Consider the following 16,728-nt stretch of genomic DNA (forward strand, 5'->3'; position numbering starts at 1 on the left):
GCGACCGCTAGAATTGTTTTTTGGATTAGGATGGGCTACATCCGAATTTACGCCTGTGGACAAGTTGCGAGCCGACTCCCTTGGGTGAAGCAGGAAGCAAACCCTTCAAGAGCAATCTTGATTGAATAGTGAGACTTGAGAAAGTTTAGCTAAGTTTTGTGTAGCAGTAGTTAACGACCCGCGGCTAACCCGCAACGCGAGTATAGTCGGGGCAGCACAGTCGTGAAGGAGCTTAAATGGTGAACATTTTTTCTAAGCTACGAGATTTTGTAGGCTTCAACAATGAGCCTGAATACGATTACGAGTACGACGAAACCGAAAGCGAGCGCTTTGCGAACGCCTACCAACAGCCTGAACCAAACTCCGCCACTTCCACTTCTGCTGCTGCTGTCGCCGCAGCAGAAGAAGAACGCCGCCAAAATCGCAGAATGCGGGAGCGGTCAGTAGTAGGATCGACAGGTACAGATGTTGTTGCACCAACCGGGGGAGTAGGATCAGTAATGAATAACGTGATTGGAATGCCTGGATCTATGAACGGGATTTCGGAAGTAGTAGTAATGGAGCCGCGCACTTTTGAAGAGATGCCGGCAGCAATTCGAGCTCTTAAAGAACGCAAATCTGTTGTTTTGAACCTAACGGTGATGGATCCAGACCAAGCGCAAAGAGCTGTGGACTTTGTGGCGGGCGGTACTTATGCCCTTGACGGTCATCAAGAGCGTATTGGCGAAAGCATTTTCTTGTTTACGCCTAGCTGCGTGCAAGTAAGAACTCAGTCTGGTGTGGTTCACGAAGTGCCCCCAGCTCAAGGCCGCCCGCGCCCTGCTGCGGCTGCTCCCGCACCGACAGTCTGGCCGGCTGAACAAGCTCAAATGGCTCAGTAGTCAGTTGACAGTTGACAGTTGACAGTTGATTCCGAAAGCTGTTGGCTGTTGACAGTTGACTCCAAAAGTTGTTGACAGAAATTCATTCAAAAAACCAGTATAGTAAGGTGCGTCGCTACCAGATGAGAAATGGAAGTTTTAGATAGTCGAAAGTGACGCATCCTACAAACAACGCACTGTTAACTAATAACTAATAACTAATAACTAATAACAATAACCAATAACTAATAACTAATAACTAATAACTAATAACTAATAACTAATAACTAATAACCAATAACCAATAACCAATAACTAATAACCAATAACTATGATAAAATTTGGTACGATCGGCGGCGGAGTAATGGGAGAAGCTCTCTTATCCCGCTTAATAGCACAAAAAGTTTATTTACCATCAGAAATATTGGTGAGCGATCCGCAACCGCAACGGCGCGAATTTTTGACGGCAACCTACGGAATTGGAACAACAGCCAGCAATCTAGAAGTTGCTACCGCTACAGAAGTGCTGTTTTTGGCGATTAAACCGCAAATTTTTGAGAAAGTAGCTTTGGAATTGGCCGTGGGGATCGATCGCCAACAAGCAAATAATGGAGAAACAGCTAATTCTCAGCCAGAAGCTGCGATCGTGTCGATTTTGGCAGGAGTTCCCCTGAGCAAGCTCGAAGCAGCGTTTCCGGGGCGAGTAGTGCTGCGGGTGATGCCAAATACTCCGGCAACGGTAGGCGCGGGAATGAGTGCGATCGCCCCAGGAAAACTTGTGCAACCAGCCGATTTAGAATTGGTAAAGCGGATCTTTGAGGCCGTGGGAGAAGTGGTCGAAGTGCCCGAAAGTATGCTGGATGCGGTGACTGGCCTTTCCGGTTCCGGCCCTGGTTATGTGGCGATTTTTATCGAAGCCTTGACAGATGGCGGAGTTTGTGCTGGACTGCCGCGGGCGATCGCCTCCCAATTAGCCATCCAAACAGTATTCGGTACAGCGAAGCTATTGCAAGAAACGGGGATGCACCCAGCAGAATTGAAAGATCGGGTGACAAGTCCCGGCGGCACAACTATTGCCGGAATTGCTAAATTAGAGAGCAGTGGCTTTCGTTCTGCCGCGATCGAAGCAGTGAAAGCAGCTTGTTTGCGCTCTCAAGAATTAGGGAAATAGGTGTTAATGCCATGATGACTTTAAAATTAGATTTAAGTCCGTGGATCGAGTTAACAGACGATCAGTTTTACGAACTGTGCCAACATCACCGCGATTATAAATTTGAACGAAATGCCAAAGGAGAACTGCTGATGGTTCCACCGACGGGAGGAGAAACGGGAAATCGCAATATGGATTTATCCTATCAACTGCAATCCTGGAGTCGCCGAAATCCAAATTTAGGAATTGCTTTTGATTCTTCTACTTGCTTTAAACTGCCAAATGGTGGTAATCGCTCTCCCGATGCTTCTTGGGTAAAACGCGAAAGGTGGGAAGCTTTAACTGCTGAGGAAAGAAGAAAATTTCCCCCACTGTGTCCTGATTTTGTTGTGGAATTGCGCTCTCCTACTGATTCTATCAAAGAAACGCGAGAAAAAATGCAGGAATATCGGGAAAATGGCGCTTGTTTGGGGTGGTTGATTGACCCGCAAACCCGGAGTGTGGAGATTTATAGGAGCGATCGAGAAATAGAAATATTGCAGTCTCCTGTTACGCTCTCAGGGGAAGATATTTTGCCCGGATTTGTGCTGGAATTACGGTCTGTTATGGGGACTAATTGATATCTAATCCGCTAACTAGGGAATTATACCACAGTGCGATTCTCCTCGCTCGCGAGGATGACAGCCGCGAGATATAGCCTTTCTAAGTAACAGTGCGGTGCTCATAGGGTATGGGCATTGACCAAATAGGGCGAAGCGGAGGGATTGGGCGAAGCGAAGCGGAGGGATTGGGCATACCTCATTTATTTGAGAAAGGCTATATTAAGCTCACACTGCATTCGGAATGATATTATTCCTATGACAGCAGAAACGATATAAAAAGCGATCGCACTCTGGTCTAATTACTCGCTAGCTGCTGTTTCCAATTTCTGTCCAATTTTCGGTTCAGTACCGTTCAACAGACGCTGAATATTGCTGCGGTGCCGCACAATGACAAACACGCCGCCCGCCAGTCCAAACAATACATAAGCTAGCGGCTGATGTAATGCAAACATCAATCCAGAAACGCTAATTGATCCGACAATCGAACTCAAAGAAACAATTCGCGATAGGGCAAAAACTATCCCGAAAATTCCGAAAGTTCCCAAGCCGACTGGCCAGTACAAACCGAGCAAAACTCCCAAACTTGTAGCGACAGATTTGCCGCCGGTAAACCCCAGCCAGATTGATTTGCTGTGGCCCAAAACTGCAAATAAACCCGCTAAAGTTGCCATCCAAGGAATGACTGTTGCTGTATTTTCTAAATGGGCGCCGATCGCGAGCTGACTGGTAAACTCTAGAGAGTAGATGTAGCGGATCAGGACGATCGCACTTACGCCCTTCAACACATCAACCAGCAACACCGCCAACCCCGGCCCCTTCCCCAAAGTCCTGAGTACATTAGTCGCCCCCGTCGAACCAGAACCTACTTCCCGAATATCAATCCCCAGCATCCATTTACCCAAAGCGTACCCAGTTGGAATCGAACCCAGCAAGTAAGCTGCGATTAACAATGCTGCATTTAAACTCAACCACACACCCATAATAAATTCCCTCTTTCATTACTTTTGAGGACTAAAGTCCTCACTACAAACTTAACGATTATTCTTTAATCTCCCGCCCTCTGACATCTCCCTAAATTAATTTTTAGTTATTGGATAGCAAGAAATTAAAACTAATTTCTGAAGATGTCTTTTCTTCCTTCTTCCTTCTTCCTTCTTCCTTCTTCCTTCTTTAAAAATCCTTAGAAGTCGTTAAAGTTTGCGGATCGGAAGCAAAGGCCAACCACAGCGGAAATTGCAGCATCGACAAACTGATTAAATCTTCTGTTTCGTCTATCACAATTAAAGGCAACTTACCATCTCTCACGAGTCGATCGGCTTTTTGGGCCAAAGCCTCCGCAGACTCAAACATAATAATGCCACCTTCCGGGCCAAAATCGGTGCGAGTAATCCCCAAACAATCCTGCAAACCCCGGCGCCACTCACCCAAACGTTCGGGACTGTTCGCGAGCACCAATGTCCGCACCCGTGGGCCGTAGACGCTTCTGAGTACAGAAATAATCGTCGAACTAATCAAGATATTTTGCAACCGCGAACCCATTGTTCGCAATGCACCTCTTCCTCCTTGGGTGAAAAACCAGTTAGAAACTCGTTCGGCGTGGATGGGTTCAAAAGTGCGCCGGAGTTGCCAAGGCGGGCCGTAATAGTCGGGGAGAGTGCGATATTGGTCTAGGGTGCGGCGAATTTGTTTGGCTTGTTCTTGAAATCCTTGTTCAGCAAATCTGGGATTTACGGGGGAAGAGGATTGAGACTCCTCAACAGAGATTTGCTTGGAAGTTTCTTGCACCGGCGGCGTCATATCTAAGAGTTCGGCGGTAGCTGCTAAATCCTGCAAACTGCCGACTAGATAGTCTTTGAAACCTTGAACTCTGATTGCTAAATCTTGGGAAACTCCGGCGAAAGTAGTTCGCATTTCCTTTTGAATTCGATCGCGCCTGCGTTCGAGTTTTTCTACTTCAATTTGCAGCGCTTGTTTGCGATGATCTAGCTGTATCAAGCCGTCTTGTACCAAACGCCCGATCGATGCTTGAGCCTCGCCCAAGGCTTCTAACGCCTTAGTTTTGTCGGCTTCCAAGCTGGCAATTCTGGCGGTCAAATCTTGTTCTTGCTGTTGCAATGCTTTGACTCTATTTGCCAAACTTTCGGTAACATTTTCTGGTACGGGCGTTACCGTTTCTGCGGTTGCTGTTGGCTGGGAGTCTGTTTCGGGTTCGATTCGATCGATCGCACTTTCAGATTCGCTATCCTCAGTTTCTGGCGAACTTTGGGCGATCGCGCCCGCTTCGTCCACCACAGGGGTGATTTGGGGGTTTTCCTCGTCCCAGGGGTCTATTTCGGGAGGAATTTGCGATGTGAGATCGTTTTGGGCGATCGACAATTTCCGTATTTGAGATGGCAATTGGTTTTCCGTCTCATTCACGGGCAAATTTGGTTCGCCATCAGCGGCTGGTTGCGATTGCGGTTTTTGGGTGGGAGATTCGTCTGAATTCATAGGAAATTTGTTCGGCGTGGGGCACAGAAGAAGTTAAAAATTTAAAATTAACAACTTGTTTAGTCTTGACGGGGACAGCGCTGTTCTAAGCAGGTCTGTAGCATTTTACGATCGAACAGAACCGGCAGAAAGTGAATGCTGTTAATTTCTTTGAAATAGAACAAAATCGGCACTGCGGGCCAAAATATCCGCCAATTTTGCCATTGTCGGTAAGGAAATTGGCGGATTAAGTTTTGCGATCGATAAATGTCCAAATCCGTTGGAGTAAACTGTAGCCGGATAGTGGCGGCTTGGTACATCAGAAACAAGCCGAACACCGAAAGTGGCAAACTCACCCACTTCTGCACGAACAGCAGCGGTACAGAGGCCAGTACCAGCACTAGGGGAATCGCATAACTCGGTGCAAGTTCGATCGTATCTGTGGGCGCAGTCCCAGAGGTAGTTGTAGTCACGGGTTTAAATCAGGGGGTAGTAAAGTAATGTTGCCAATTATTTATATTTTATCCATTTCCTAGCTTACAAGCCTTTGAGTACGCTAGAGCCAGTACCCTGAAACATCAGCCAAGTCAGGAAAAAGTTAACAATAAAAATAGCCAGCAAAGCCGTCACCACCGCTGTGGTAGTCGATTGGCCGACGCCTTTGGCGCCGCCGGTAGTCGTCAAACCCCAGCTAGTGCCGATGACAGCAATCAAACCACCGAACACAAAAGCCTTAATACCAGCGCTGCAAATGTCCCACAGACTCAGGAAATGGCGGACTGATTCTAAAAACACATTTTGAGAGATGCCGTACATTGTCGTCGCAATCAGCATCCCGCCGGCGATGCCCGTGACGAGGGACAATATTGTCAGAATTGGCAGCATCAAGCAGCAAGCTAAAACGCGGGGAATTACTAAATAGTCGATCGGGTCTGTTCTGAGCATCAGCATGGCATCTATCTGCTCTGTGACTTGCATCGTGCCAATTTCCGCAGCAAAAGCCGAACCAACCCGTCCCGTAACGATTACGGCTGTTAACACCGGGCCGAGTTCGCGAGTCAAAGACAAAGCCAAAACGCCACCGACGACATTACCGGCACCGAGGTTAATAAACTCCCTGGCTACCTGAACCGTAAATACCATGCCGACAAAACCCGCAGTCAGCAAAGAAATCAGCAGCGATTCCGGGCCAACTGCTGCCATTTGGTCAAGGGTGTTGCGACGGTTAATTTTGCGAGTTAGCAAGTGCAGCATGACTTGGCCGCCCAATAAAATGGCTGCCAGTAACCGCTGACTCCACAAACTGAGGCTTGATGGTGTAGTTGTGCTCAAGGGACTTTGACTGTAGAACAACTGCAAAAATGAAATCTATCTACAAATCTTAAACAAGTTTCTTCTCTAAGATTTAAGATTTCTGACAGAATTGGCCACTGAGGGCGATCGCTGCCTATCGTAGAAAAGGACAAGTTTATTTTACTTGCACCTTTCGGCAGTTTAGCTGAATTTACTGACTCTTATGAGCATATTTCCTAATTTTCTTCGCTCTTTACTGCTGACGGGCCTCTTGAGCTTTGTCGCTCCCTTATTGTTAATCGGCGCGGGATTGACTAGCTTTTCGTTGATCGGTCTTGTGCCTGCTTTGCAAGCAGTCGGTCGTTCTGGAGAAGACCAGATTTTGCAGTTTTTAGCCACTTTCGGCAGCGGCTGTCCTCTCCAGGGATTTTTGGTGATTGGTCTAGCTTTTAGTTTAGTGGGTGCTTTGTTTGATACCTACGCTTCTTATCAGCATTCACGGTGGGGTTAATGGTGTTTCTATTTGAAATCTGGGATTTGAGATTTTAGGTGGGGAATTCTCGATCGCGCATCTAAAATCTCAAATTGTTGGGTTGCGCTGCGCTTGAATCGCGCCGCCTGCTGCGAAACATTCTCGATCGAAGTTCCTCGTCCTTTGATTCAGCAGTGGAGTCAAATCTTAAATCGACTGACTTCGCCTAAAAACGGATACTTGCTTTCCCACAGGAGTCGTGGAGAGCCAAAATGAGAGAGTTCAGTTCCAGCTACCAGATTCATCAGTCGAGTCACTGCTAAAATCTAAAATCTAAAATCTAAAATCTAAAATTGTTGGGCTGGCTCAGCATTAACCATCGCAAATGTTCGGAAATGCGATCGGCAAATTCCAGAAAACCGCATCCCACAGTTTCTGGATCTTAAATATATTAGATACAGGTTGAATCAAGTGTTTCTCAACCTTTAGAAACTTAAGAGATTTGAGGTATCAATTATGGCACTTATTCGTTGGGAACCTTTGCGGGAAATGGACTCCTTGCAGCGAGAAATGAATCGGTTGTTTGATAGCTTAACTCCGGCAACCGATCGCGCATCTAACGGTGTGGCTTTTGTACCGGCCGCCGAACTCGATGACCAAGAATTTCACAGGTGGTATCCGCCACGTGATTTATCCGTGGAATCAATCCCAAATCTAAAATCTAAAATCCTCTCTTCCCCCGAATTTATCCGTGGGGTCGCCTCTAAAATCTAAAATCTAAAATCTAAAATCGATTGACACTCCTGAAGCCATCCACCTTAAGTTAGAAATTCCGGGCATGGAAGCTTACGGTTCCTTCCGCCGGGTGATTCCCCTACCTGCACGAGTTCAAAATGACAGCGTACAAGCTGAGTACAAAAATGGGGTTTTAAACCTGACTTTGCCTAAAGCGGAAGCGGAAAAGAACCGCGTAGTCAAAGTTGAACTAGGGAGTTGGATGAAATGGAACTGCATCGGAATTTGGAGACTTAACCGGAATGACTCGCCAAGAAGTCGATGACTTTTTGCGTGGACTGGGTGCAGAAATCAGAACTACTAGAGATGGCTATGTTGCATATAAATTTCTGGATAAGTCAACACTCGCGATCCGTCCTAACGGTGAAGTGATTAGAACGCCAGCACCGAAATATGCCTCAGACGGCAGAAATATCAACAAAGGTTTCCGTCTCGATCGAGATGGTCATTTATTGCGAACGCGAGACGAATTTGGCAATTTCATTCCAGGTACTCACAATACGGGAGAAAAATTAAATGAATGATTGGAAGGATGACTATAACTTACTTGGTTTGGGTGGTTTTACATCTTTAATTACCAATGTCAAGGTCTCTTCGTGGGGAAACGAGGTATCGATCGAATGCGTCTACAATCCAGAAGAAAGATTGCCTTATGTTCTGGCATTTAAGGACTGTCGCGATATCGGGTGGACTGTACACGATGAAGAGGAAGTTGGCGAACTTGAAGCAGAATTTTTAGGAATTTCTTTGGGCGAACCGGAACACCGCAAGCCTGCTGTAATTACTACAGACATTTTTGAAATTTCAATTTTGTACGGCAGTTTCAGCATTTACAAGGAAGAAAACCTAAATTCTGAAATAGCAGATTTAGCAACAGAGATCTTGGTATCCCAACCGCAAGCAGTCTTGTAGCAATTTCAAAGTATCGCGCCGTTAAAGTGCAAATTGGTTAGTAATTTTATGTGTAAAATAACCATTATTAGGTTCGTAGTGAGGACTTCAGTCCGCAAAAAAAGAGAGGACTGAAGTCCGAACGATCAAACGAATTACAAAATTTTCAACAAATACAGTAGGTATTGTTGCACGCATCAGTTTACGATACTTAATAGAACTTTTTTGCCAAACGAGGTAGAACCAAATGCCTGATATTGTTGATATTGCCGTAGGTGCGGGTTCGTTCCAAACCCTGGTAACGGCGGTGCAAGTAGCTAATTTAGTAGATGCGCTCAAAAGTCCGGGCCCTTTCACTGTCTTTGCACCTACTGACGATGCTTTTGCGAAATTGCCACCGGGAACTATCACAACCCTAGTGCAGAATGTCCCCCAACTGAGCAGGATTTTGATGTTTCACGTCGTCTCCGGCAAGTTTATGAAGGCAGATTTGGCAAAACTCGGTTTTGTTACTTCCTTAGAAGGTTCGCCGATTAAAATTGATTGTTCAGACGGTTTTGAGGTGAAGAATGCTACTGTTGTCGCGGCCGATATCGAAGCTGACAACGGTGTCATTCACGTGATCGATAACGTGATTTTAATGGGATAATTTCGCCTTTAAACCTCGCTGCTGGAGCGAAGCAGGTGCCTTGCGGTGTCGCTTCGCTCCCGATCGCGCTTTTGGTTTTTTAGCAATTAAAAGTTATATAAATATAAAAAAGTTGTCTTTTTGCCGGATGTATTTTAAGATGATTGTTTAAAAAACTTTGAAGATGAATAATTATAATATAAGGAAACCAGTGTGGTGAGCACTATGCAAATCCTAGCCGCCAGCCTCAAGGCCAAAGTCCGCCAGCGTACCTTGGAACTGCAAGTTCTCAACGAACTTACGGAGAATGTACAACTTGCTGCGGTTGCTGATGAAATTTGGTCTGCTTGTCTGGCACATCTCGGGCGCCTGATTCCTGCTGAGACGATCCTCTTCGAGGGCTTCGCTAACGCACTTTTAACTCTACCGGACGATCGCATCTACCTGCAACACTTACACCCGTTAACTGAATCGGTCAAATCTGAAATAGCAGCCTGCTTGCAAGCTACTCGCACCCAATGGCTGGCCGGAAGTCGAGACTGGGCGTACAACATCGCTGGCGGGCCAATTGCTCAGTTTAAGTCGGTGTTGATGGCACCGGCTAACCCGGAGGACAGTGAAGAATTGTTGGGAGTATTTTTCATCGGTGCAGAGCAGGGAACTGCTTTTAATTTTGAACACCTTTGTTTGCTCCACACTGTCGCTCAAATTTGTGTTAAATCGTTAACTAATTTAGCAGCTAAACAGACGGATGTCAAGGGAACTGTTCAAAATAATTTTGCTCTAGATGGGTCAAGCCAAGAGCTATTGTTGCGGGCTTTAATGGACGGTGCGCCGGATAGAGTTTTTGCGAAAGATCGAAATTTTAGATACATTTTTGTCAATCAAAGTTTTGCTGCATATTTGGGGAAAAAGGTTGAAGAAATTATTGGCAAAGATGATATCGAATTAGGTTTTTCAGAACCAGCAGTATTTGGCGATCGCCACGGCTCAATTAGAGGCATTCGCGAGGACGATCGAGCTGTGCTGGGGGGGGAGACGGTTCGCAATCCCTACCAGGCGATCGCCTGTGCAGGTGGCAAACAGCAGGTCTTTGACACGCAAAAACTGCCCCTGCGCGATGCGGATGGCAGTATATTTGGGATTTTGGGTATTTCTCGGGAGATTGCTCAATTGCAGGCGACAGATGAAGCCCGGAATCAAAGCCAAGCCAAACTGCAAAAAATTACTGCTAGCGTACCCGGTACGGTATATCAAGTTGACTTGCATCTAGATGGCTCGATAGCCTTCTCGTTTGTGAGCGCGGGCTGCCGAGAATTGTATGAAATAGAACCGGAGGTGGCTCAGCAGGATATTCGTGCAATTGTTGACATGATTCATCCCGAAGATAGAGATGATTTTCGGAACTCGGTAAGGCTGGCTGCGGAAAATTTGCAGCCTTGGCGGTGGGAAGGCAGAATTATCACTCCCTCTGGAAAACTTAAATGGATTCAAGGGGCTGCACAACCGGAAATGCAAGGATCGGGAGAGATAGTTTATTATGGCTTGTTCACGGATATTAGCGATCGCAAACAAGCTGAGTTAAAACTGCAACTTTATCAAGAAATATTTTTAAAGTCTAACGATGCGATCGCCATTTTAGACCCGCAAGGCTATTATTTGGAAACAAATCAAGCTCACACGGCTTTGCTGGGTTACAGTGTATCCAAATTGTGGGGTAAAACCCCTGCAATTCATATGGGAGAAGAGATATTTACATCGGTGCTGCAAATCTTGGTCGCAACAGGGAGTTACCGAGGCGAAATGACCTGTGTTAAGGATTTGCAAGGGGGAATAGTTGAGGTGGAACTTTCGGCTTTTGCGGTTCTCAATGATGCTGGGGAAGTAGTTTGTTATGTCAGCGTCAAAAGGGACATCACCGAACGCAAGCTAGCTGAGGAAAAACTCAAACTTTACCGAGAAATATTTTTAAACTCCAACGATGCGATGGTGATTATCGATGCTGATGGGTTTTTCCTGGAACAAAATCGCGCTCACCAATCGCTATTAGAATATACAGACGCCGAATTAGAAATAGAAACGCCGCCGCTGGTGGCGGGGGAACGCTTTTCTGCGATTTCCAAAAGTTTAGCGAAAACTGGAACTTTTCGGGGCGAAATTACTAACTTTACTAAAAAAGGTCGCACGCTGGCGATCGAGGTGGCGGCATACTCTGTGATTAACAACAGCGGCGATATAATTTGTCACGTCTGCGTTAAGCGCGATATTACTGAACGCAAAAAAGGTGAAGAAGAACGACAAAAATTTGTGTCGCTGATTGAAAATAGCAGCGATTTTATTGGTATGGCTACTCTCGAAGGGCAAACGCTGTTTGTTAATGAAGCCGGACGAAAACTGGTGGGAATAGAGAATATTTCGGAATTGCTTTATACGGAAATATGGGATTATATCGGCGAAACTTTTAAACAGGAATTTAGTCAAGAGATTTTGCCAAAAATTATCAGTCAGGGTCAGTGGCAAGGAGAAGGTAAAATGCAGCACTTGCGTACTGGAAAACACATTGATGTTGTGATGAATGCTTTTCTGGTCAAGCACCCTCAAACCAGCGAACCGCTGTGCTTTGCTGCGGTAATTCGCGATGTCACAGAACGCAAGCAAGCTGAAAGAATGCTGCTGGAACAGGCAGAACAGGAACGGCTAGTTTCGGCGATCGCCCAGCGAGTGCGACAGTCTCTCAACCTCACTCAAACTCTGAGCACGGCTGTACAAGAGGTACGGCAATTACTGGCAACCGATCGCACGGTAATTTATCGTTTTGATTCCGATGACACAGGGATTGTGGTTGTCGAATCTGTAGGATCTGATTGGATGCCTATGCTGGGCAGAAAACTTCAGGAAAAATCTTTTGGGGAAAGTTACAAAGCGATGTACCGGGCTGGCAAGATTCAAGCAGTTGAAGATATTTATAATGCTAATTTGAGCCAGATTCACCGAGATTTACTGGTGAAATTGCAGGTAAGGGCTAATTTAGTTGTACCAATTTTTATCGGCGACGAAAGTCAGGAATTAGCAATAGAATATTCGCCAGAAACTCCTAGAATTAAGTCGCAGATCGAGAGTTTGGACAAGCGTCAAAATCGGTTGTGGGGGTTGCTGGTTGCCCACCAGTGCAGTGCCCCGCGCGCTTGGACTGATTCTGAGGTGGATTTGCTGGGAAGGTTGAGCGTGCAGTTGGCGATCGCCATTCAGCAATCTACTCTGTTTGAGCAAGCGCAGCAAGCCCGAGAAGCCGCTTTGGAAGCGTCTCGAATGAAGTCACTATTTTTAGCAAATATGAGTCACGAAATCCGCACTCCGATGAATGGAGTGATGGGGATGACAGATTTGCTGCTGAAAACAAATCTTACTCCCGAACAGCTAGACTTTGTGCAGACGCTGAAACTCAGCGGTCAAAATTTGCTGTCCATCATTAACGATATTCTTGACCTTTCCAAACTGGAAGCTGGAGAAATGCGCTTAGAAACCATCGAATTTGACCTCAGTATCTGTCTGGATGAAGTGCTGGATTTGTTGGCAACTCCCGCACAAACTAAAGGTATAGAATTGGTGGCGCTGATTGATACCGACGTGCCGCTGCAAATTAAAGGGGATGCAGCACGATTGCGGCAAATCCTCACTAATTTAATTAACAATGCGATTAAGTTCACGGAAGCAGGAGAAATAGTAATTGAGGTTTCAACTGGCAGGATTCCTGGGATATTGGCAGCCAGCGACGACCAGAAAAAATTAGAGAATATCCAACCATTAAAACTAGGAATCAATCGCTCGCTATTCCTACTGTTCAAGGTCACAGATACAGGGATTGGGATTGCTGCCGAAGACCAAAAAAAGCTGTTTCAATCTTTTACTCAAGTTGATGCTTCTACTACGAGAAAGTACGGTGGAACAGGTTTGGGTCTGGCTATTTCTAAGCAGTTGGTGGAGCTGCTAGGGGGTAAAATTGGTGTGGAAAGTACCCCCGGTAAAGGCTCGACTTTTTGGTTTACTGTGCCGGCACTTAAGGAAAATTTAACTGGGGCTGGGACAGCGTGCTCAGTGAATTTGCAAACGGTGCTGGCGGGGCAGAAAATGTTAGTTGCTAGCGACAAGCCCACAGTGCGAAAAGTGCTGCTGAGAATGGCTGTTTTGTGGGGGATGGAAGTTGATGAGGTTGAGAATGGTTGGATGGCGATCGCATCTCTGTACAAAGCTGTCAGCATAAAATCCCCTTACGATATCATTTTGGTTGATATTCAGTTGCCGGAAATGGTGGCGGGAAGTCTGGAACGTTTGATGATTGCTGAGCCGGCAATGCAGCAGACGCATTGGGTGGTGCTGACTTCAATTACTCAGACATCGGAGGCTAAACGTTTGGTAGATATTGGTTTTAGCGGTTATTTAACTAAACCTGTGAAAGCTCACCGGCTGTTTGAGTGTTTGGTAAATGCGATCGCCCCGGGTGCAGTGGTTGACTCGCGGCTGGCAAATCCAACGACAAATCCAGACTCCTCTATTGACAACCGGGAGTTAGCTAGCTTAAAGATTTTGTTAGTTGAAGATACTCCGATCAATCAAAAAGTTGGTCTGAATCAACTCAAGGTTTTGGGATGTGCGACGGATGTGGCAAATAACGGCGCTGAGGCGCTATCGATGCTGGCTATCAAAAAGTATGACATTGTGCTGATGGACTGTCAGATGCCGATTTTGGACGGTTACGAAGCTACGCTGGAATTGCGCCGCATGGAAGCGACAGGCACTGCTGCTGGTTCGAGGGAGCCCGATCGCAAGACGGTGGTGATTGCGATGACGGCAAATGCTTTGAAGGGCGATCGGGAAAAGTGTCTGGCGGCGGGTATGGATGATTATATTAGCAAACCTATTTCCATCGAAAAGTTAAAATCTGTACTAGAAAATTGGTCGGTACAGTTAAAAGTTGAAATTCCTCAGTTTAAGGGTGAGCAAGTCCAAAACTCTGCTTCGGATCTAGAATGCGTAGTTGATATGGCACGCTTGCACGAAATTGCCGGCACTGATTTAGATTTTGAGCGGGAAATATTGCAAGCTTTTGTGGTGGATACTGGCAGTTATTTAGAATCTGCTAAAAGTGCGATCGCCTCGGGAGACTTGGAGACACTGGCCCGCCGCGCGCATCAAATTAAAGGTGTCAGCGCTACGGCGGCGGTGCGGTTAATGCCCCAGATGGCTGCTCAGCTTCAAACTCTGGCCGAATCCAACGATTTGGAGGGCGCTACGAAAATCATCGCTGAATTAGAAATAATTCTAGCGGGGGTTAAAAAGTTGGCCGCTGCTGAATTATCTGCTTAATCGCTCAATTTTCTCAGGACGGCGGTTGGAAACCGCATCTACACAAACGATGTCCGCCTCCGCGGACGTTGGAAACCGCATCTACACAAACGATGTCCGCCTCCGCGGACTAAGAAATATGGAATTTGAGAGAATGTGCGTGCGATGGATGGATCCCCGCTACGCTACGACTCTTCAACCCGCGTCGGCGGGTTTTGTTTGTGTAGACGCGGTTTCAACCGCCCGGTCTTTATGTAAAGATTCTTAAAAATTTATCAAGATATTTATCTCTATGTGACGAGATTGGAAATTCTTATAACATCTTGTGTGTTGTAGCTTTTGACACTACTATATTAAGTTATTGTGGTCAAATATAAAATAATCATTAAGCCGATGACAAGACGGCTACTTTTCGTCTATCGGCTTGAAACACTAAGACCAACCCATCGCCCAGCCAGCCCACTAAGTGCGTATTTACGCTCAACGAGGTTTTATGACTCCAGTCATGTTACGCCAACTCTGGTCTTTAATTGAAACTACCCAAGCGACTCTGTTAGTCAATTTGGACGATGCAACCCTGGTACAGTGGCTGCTGAAGCAATTGAAGATGAACTCTGCGCTCAATGGCAACGAAACAGATTTGTTGAACGAGTACATCGAGTCTCGGCTGTCGCTAATCCGCGATTTAGCCGAGCAGCGCCTAGCACCAGAGCGGTTCTGAGCGCATTAAATCAAAATTGGATAAATATTACAGGAAAGGTCGATCGCCCGCAGCGGGCAAAAAAATAATAGGCGGTTAGCCGGTGCGCTTTTCAGGGTGCGACACCGGGTTGAGAATGGTTAATTTGAAATGGTGAGGTTTTCTAGATTGCCGATCGCAACAGTTCTCGACACCGACAAGTTAGGATCGTCGAGAAAGTGTTCTACTGGTAAAATGTATGCGTAAATTGGGATTTCTGTTGCTGGCAAGTGTGTTGTTTGTGGCACCGCTGGCATCTTGTAGGGATCGATCGGCACAAGTAGGTCAAACACCAGCCACCACTGCTGAAGGCAAATCGCAACAAGGCCCGAGTCGCATAGATACAATTGTCAGCCGCGGCAAATTGATTTGCGGCGTTAGTGGCGAACTGCCGGGTTTTAGCTTTGTAGACGAAAAAGGCAAATACTCCGGCTTGGATGTGGATGTTTGCAGGGCGATCGCTGCCGCTATATTTGACGATCCCGAAAAAGTCGAATACCGAAAGCTCAACGCCAAAGATAGGTTTACAGTTTTGCAGGCTGGAGAAATCGATATTCTCAGCCGAAATACCACCTACACGGCGAGTCGCGACAGCACTACCGGCTTGGAATTTGCCCCGATAATCTTTTATGACTCTCAAAGCATCATGGTCAAAAAAGATAGTGGCATCAAAAGTTTAAAAGATTTTGCGGGCAAATCTATCTGCGTGCAGACAGGTACGAGTACCGAACAAAATTTGTCCGACCAAATGCGAAAATTAGGAGTTAAATACACTCCTGTGGTGTTTGAAGATGCGAATACTACCTTTGGCACTTATCAAGAAGGTCGCTGTCAAGGTGTTACAGCCGATCGATCGCAACTCGTGTCGAAGCGCACAACTCTACCGAATCCTGAGAATAATGTTGTTTTGCCGATCGTAATGTCAAAAGAACCATTAGCCCCAGCGGTGAAAAGCGGCGATCCGAAATGGTCGGATGCGGTGAGATGGATTATTTTTGCGGCGATTGAAGCTGAAGATTTAGGAATTAATTCAGGAAATGTAGACCAAACTGTCGCCAGCACTACAGACCCAAACGTCAAACGTTTGCTAGGAAAAGAAGGAGATTTAGGTAAAGGTTTCGGACTCCCGAACGACTACGCTGTCCGCGTTGTGAAGAAAGTGGGGAATTACGGGGAAATGTACGATCGCAACCTCGGCCCGAAAAGTACACTTAAGTTAGACCGGGGTCAAAACAAACTCTGGAAAGATGGCGGTTTACTGTACTCGCCACCCTTCCGCTAATCAACAGGTTTGTAGTTGCGCTTGAGCCCTGTTGTCTGCGCCACTACAAACAGAAAAATCCACTTAAACAAAGGTAAGTAGTTGCGCTTCAGCGCTCTTAGGTAAGTAGTTGCGCTTCAGCGCTCTTAGGTACGTAGTTGCGCTTCAGCGCTCTTAGGTACGTAGTTGCGCTTCAGCGCTCTTAGGTACGTAGTTGCGCTTCAG

Annotated in this window: 14 protein-coding genes and 1 pseudogene; 11 read left to right on the forward strand and 4 right to left on the reverse strand. The window is 46.3% G+C overall.

From position 1 onward, the window contains the following. Window positions 1-236: 236 nt before the first annotated feature. From JGK14_RS21215 to JGK14_RS21225, 3 genes are all read left to right on the forward strand, one after another. On the forward strand, window positions 237-881 hold the full coding sequence (locus tag JGK14_RS21215; protein WP_293187004.1) for a cell division protein SepF: 645 nt from the start codon (window positions 237-239) through the stop codon (window positions 879-881). A 304-nt stretch (window positions 882-1,185) separates the two neighbouring features. After that, a complete protein-coding gene (gene proC, locus JGK14_RS21220; protein ID WP_293187006.1) occupies window positions 1,186-2,031 on the forward strand; it encodes a pyrroline-5-carboxylate reductase in 846 nt (281 codons plus the stop codon). An 11-nt stretch (window positions 2,032-2,042) separates the two neighbouring features. After that, on the forward strand, window positions 2,043-2,630 hold the full coding sequence (locus JGK14_RS21225) for a Uma2 family endonuclease (protein WP_293187003.1): 588 nt from the start codon (window positions 2,043-2,045) through the stop codon (window positions 2,628-2,630). Between the two features lie 281 nt (window positions 2,631-2,911). Here JGK14_RS21225 and plsY read toward each other — a convergent pair whose 3' ends face one another. The 4 genes from plsY to JGK14_RS21245 form a co-directional block, all read right to left on the reverse strand. Further along, window positions 2,912-3,592 (reverse strand): glycerol-3-phosphate 1-O-acyltransferase PlsY, encoded by a 681-nt coding sequence (plsY, locus tag JGK14_RS21230; protein WP_325315451.1) that lies wholly within the window; start codon window positions 3,590-3,592, stop codon window positions 2,912-2,914. 190 nt (window positions 3,593-3,782) lie between these two features. Beyond that, window positions 3,783-5,102, reverse strand: a complete 1,320-nt coding sequence (locus JGK14_RS21235) for a DUF3086 domain-containing protein (protein ID WP_293226698.1) — start codon at window positions 5,100-5,102, stop codon at window positions 3,783-3,785. 59 nt (window positions 5,103-5,161) lie between these two features. Continuing rightward, the gene (locus JGK14_RS21240; RefSeq protein ID WP_293218442.1) at window positions 5,162-5,554 is read right to left on the reverse strand and encodes a DUF3119 family protein; all 393 of its coding nucleotides are present in this window, start codon (window positions 5,552-5,554) and stop codon (window positions 5,162-5,164) included. Window positions 5,555-5,618: 64 nt separating this feature from the next. Beyond that, window positions 5,619-6,413, reverse strand: coding sequence for an MlaE family lipid ABC transporter permease subunit (locus JGK14_RS21245; protein WP_293186999.1), 795 nt, complete (start codon window positions 6,411-6,413; stop codon window positions 5,619-5,621). Between the two features lie 184 nt (window positions 6,414-6,597). Here JGK14_RS21245 and JGK14_RS21250 point away from each other — a divergent pair, with 184 nt between their 5' ends. The 8 genes and pseudogenes from JGK14_RS21250 to JGK14_RS21290 all read left to right on the forward strand — a co-directional run bounded on the left by JGK14_RS21250 (window position 6,598) and on the right by JGK14_RS21290 (window position 16,524). Further along, complete coding sequence (locus JGK14_RS21250; protein ID WP_293186998.1) at window positions 6,598-6,885, forward strand: hypothetical protein; 288 nt, start codon at window positions 6,598-6,600, stop codon at window positions 6,883-6,885. Between the two features lie 477 nt (window positions 6,886-7,362). Further along, window positions 7,363-7,837: pseudogene (locus tag JGK14_RS34085) on the forward strand (Hsp20/alpha crystallin family protein); the annotation flags it as partial. A gap of 46 nt (window positions 7,838-7,883) precedes the next feature. Beyond that, complete coding sequence (locus JGK14_RS21265) at window positions 7,884-8,165, forward strand: hypothetical protein (protein WP_293186997.1); 282 nt, start codon at window positions 7,884-7,886, stop codon at window positions 8,163-8,165. Beyond that, window positions 8,158-8,553 carry a hypothetical protein gene (locus JGK14_RS21270; RefSeq protein ID WP_293186996.1) on the forward strand — a complete coding sequence of 132 codons (396 nt, stop codon included), beginning with the start codon at window positions 8,158-8,160 and terminating at the stop codon, window positions 8,551-8,553. The genes JGK14_RS21265 and JGK14_RS21270 overlap by 8 nt, the downstream gene beginning before the upstream one ends. A 226-nt stretch (window positions 8,554-8,779) precedes the next feature. Next, complete coding sequence (locus JGK14_RS21275; protein ID WP_194011615.1) at window positions 8,780-9,181, forward strand: fasciclin domain-containing protein; 402 nt, start codon at window positions 8,780-8,782, stop codon at window positions 9,179-9,181. 204 nt (window positions 9,182-9,385) lie between these two features. Then, window positions 9,386-14,524, forward strand: coding sequence for a PAS domain S-box protein (locus JGK14_RS21280; RefSeq protein WP_325315461.1), 5,139 nt, complete (start codon window positions 9,386-9,388; stop codon window positions 14,522-14,524). A gap of 472 nt (window positions 14,525-14,996) precedes the next feature. Next, on the forward strand, window positions 14,997-15,224 hold the full coding sequence (locus JGK14_RS21285) for a hypothetical protein (protein WP_293148799.1): 228 nt from the start codon (window positions 14,997-14,999) through the stop codon (window positions 15,222-15,224). Between the two features lie 217 nt (window positions 15,225-15,441). Then, window positions 15,442-16,524: an amino acid ABC transporter substrate-binding protein gene (locus tag JGK14_RS21290; protein ID WP_293186995.1), complete on the forward strand. Its 1,083-nt coding sequence runs from the start codon at window positions 15,442-15,444 to the stop codon at window positions 16,522-16,524. Window positions 16,525-16,728 lie beyond the last annotated feature (204 nt).

The organism is Microcoleus sp. PH2017_28_MFU_U_A (genome assembly GCF_020738035.1).
Lineage (GTDB): Bacteria > Cyanobacteriota > Cyanobacteriia > Cyanobacteriales > Microcoleaceae > Microcoleus.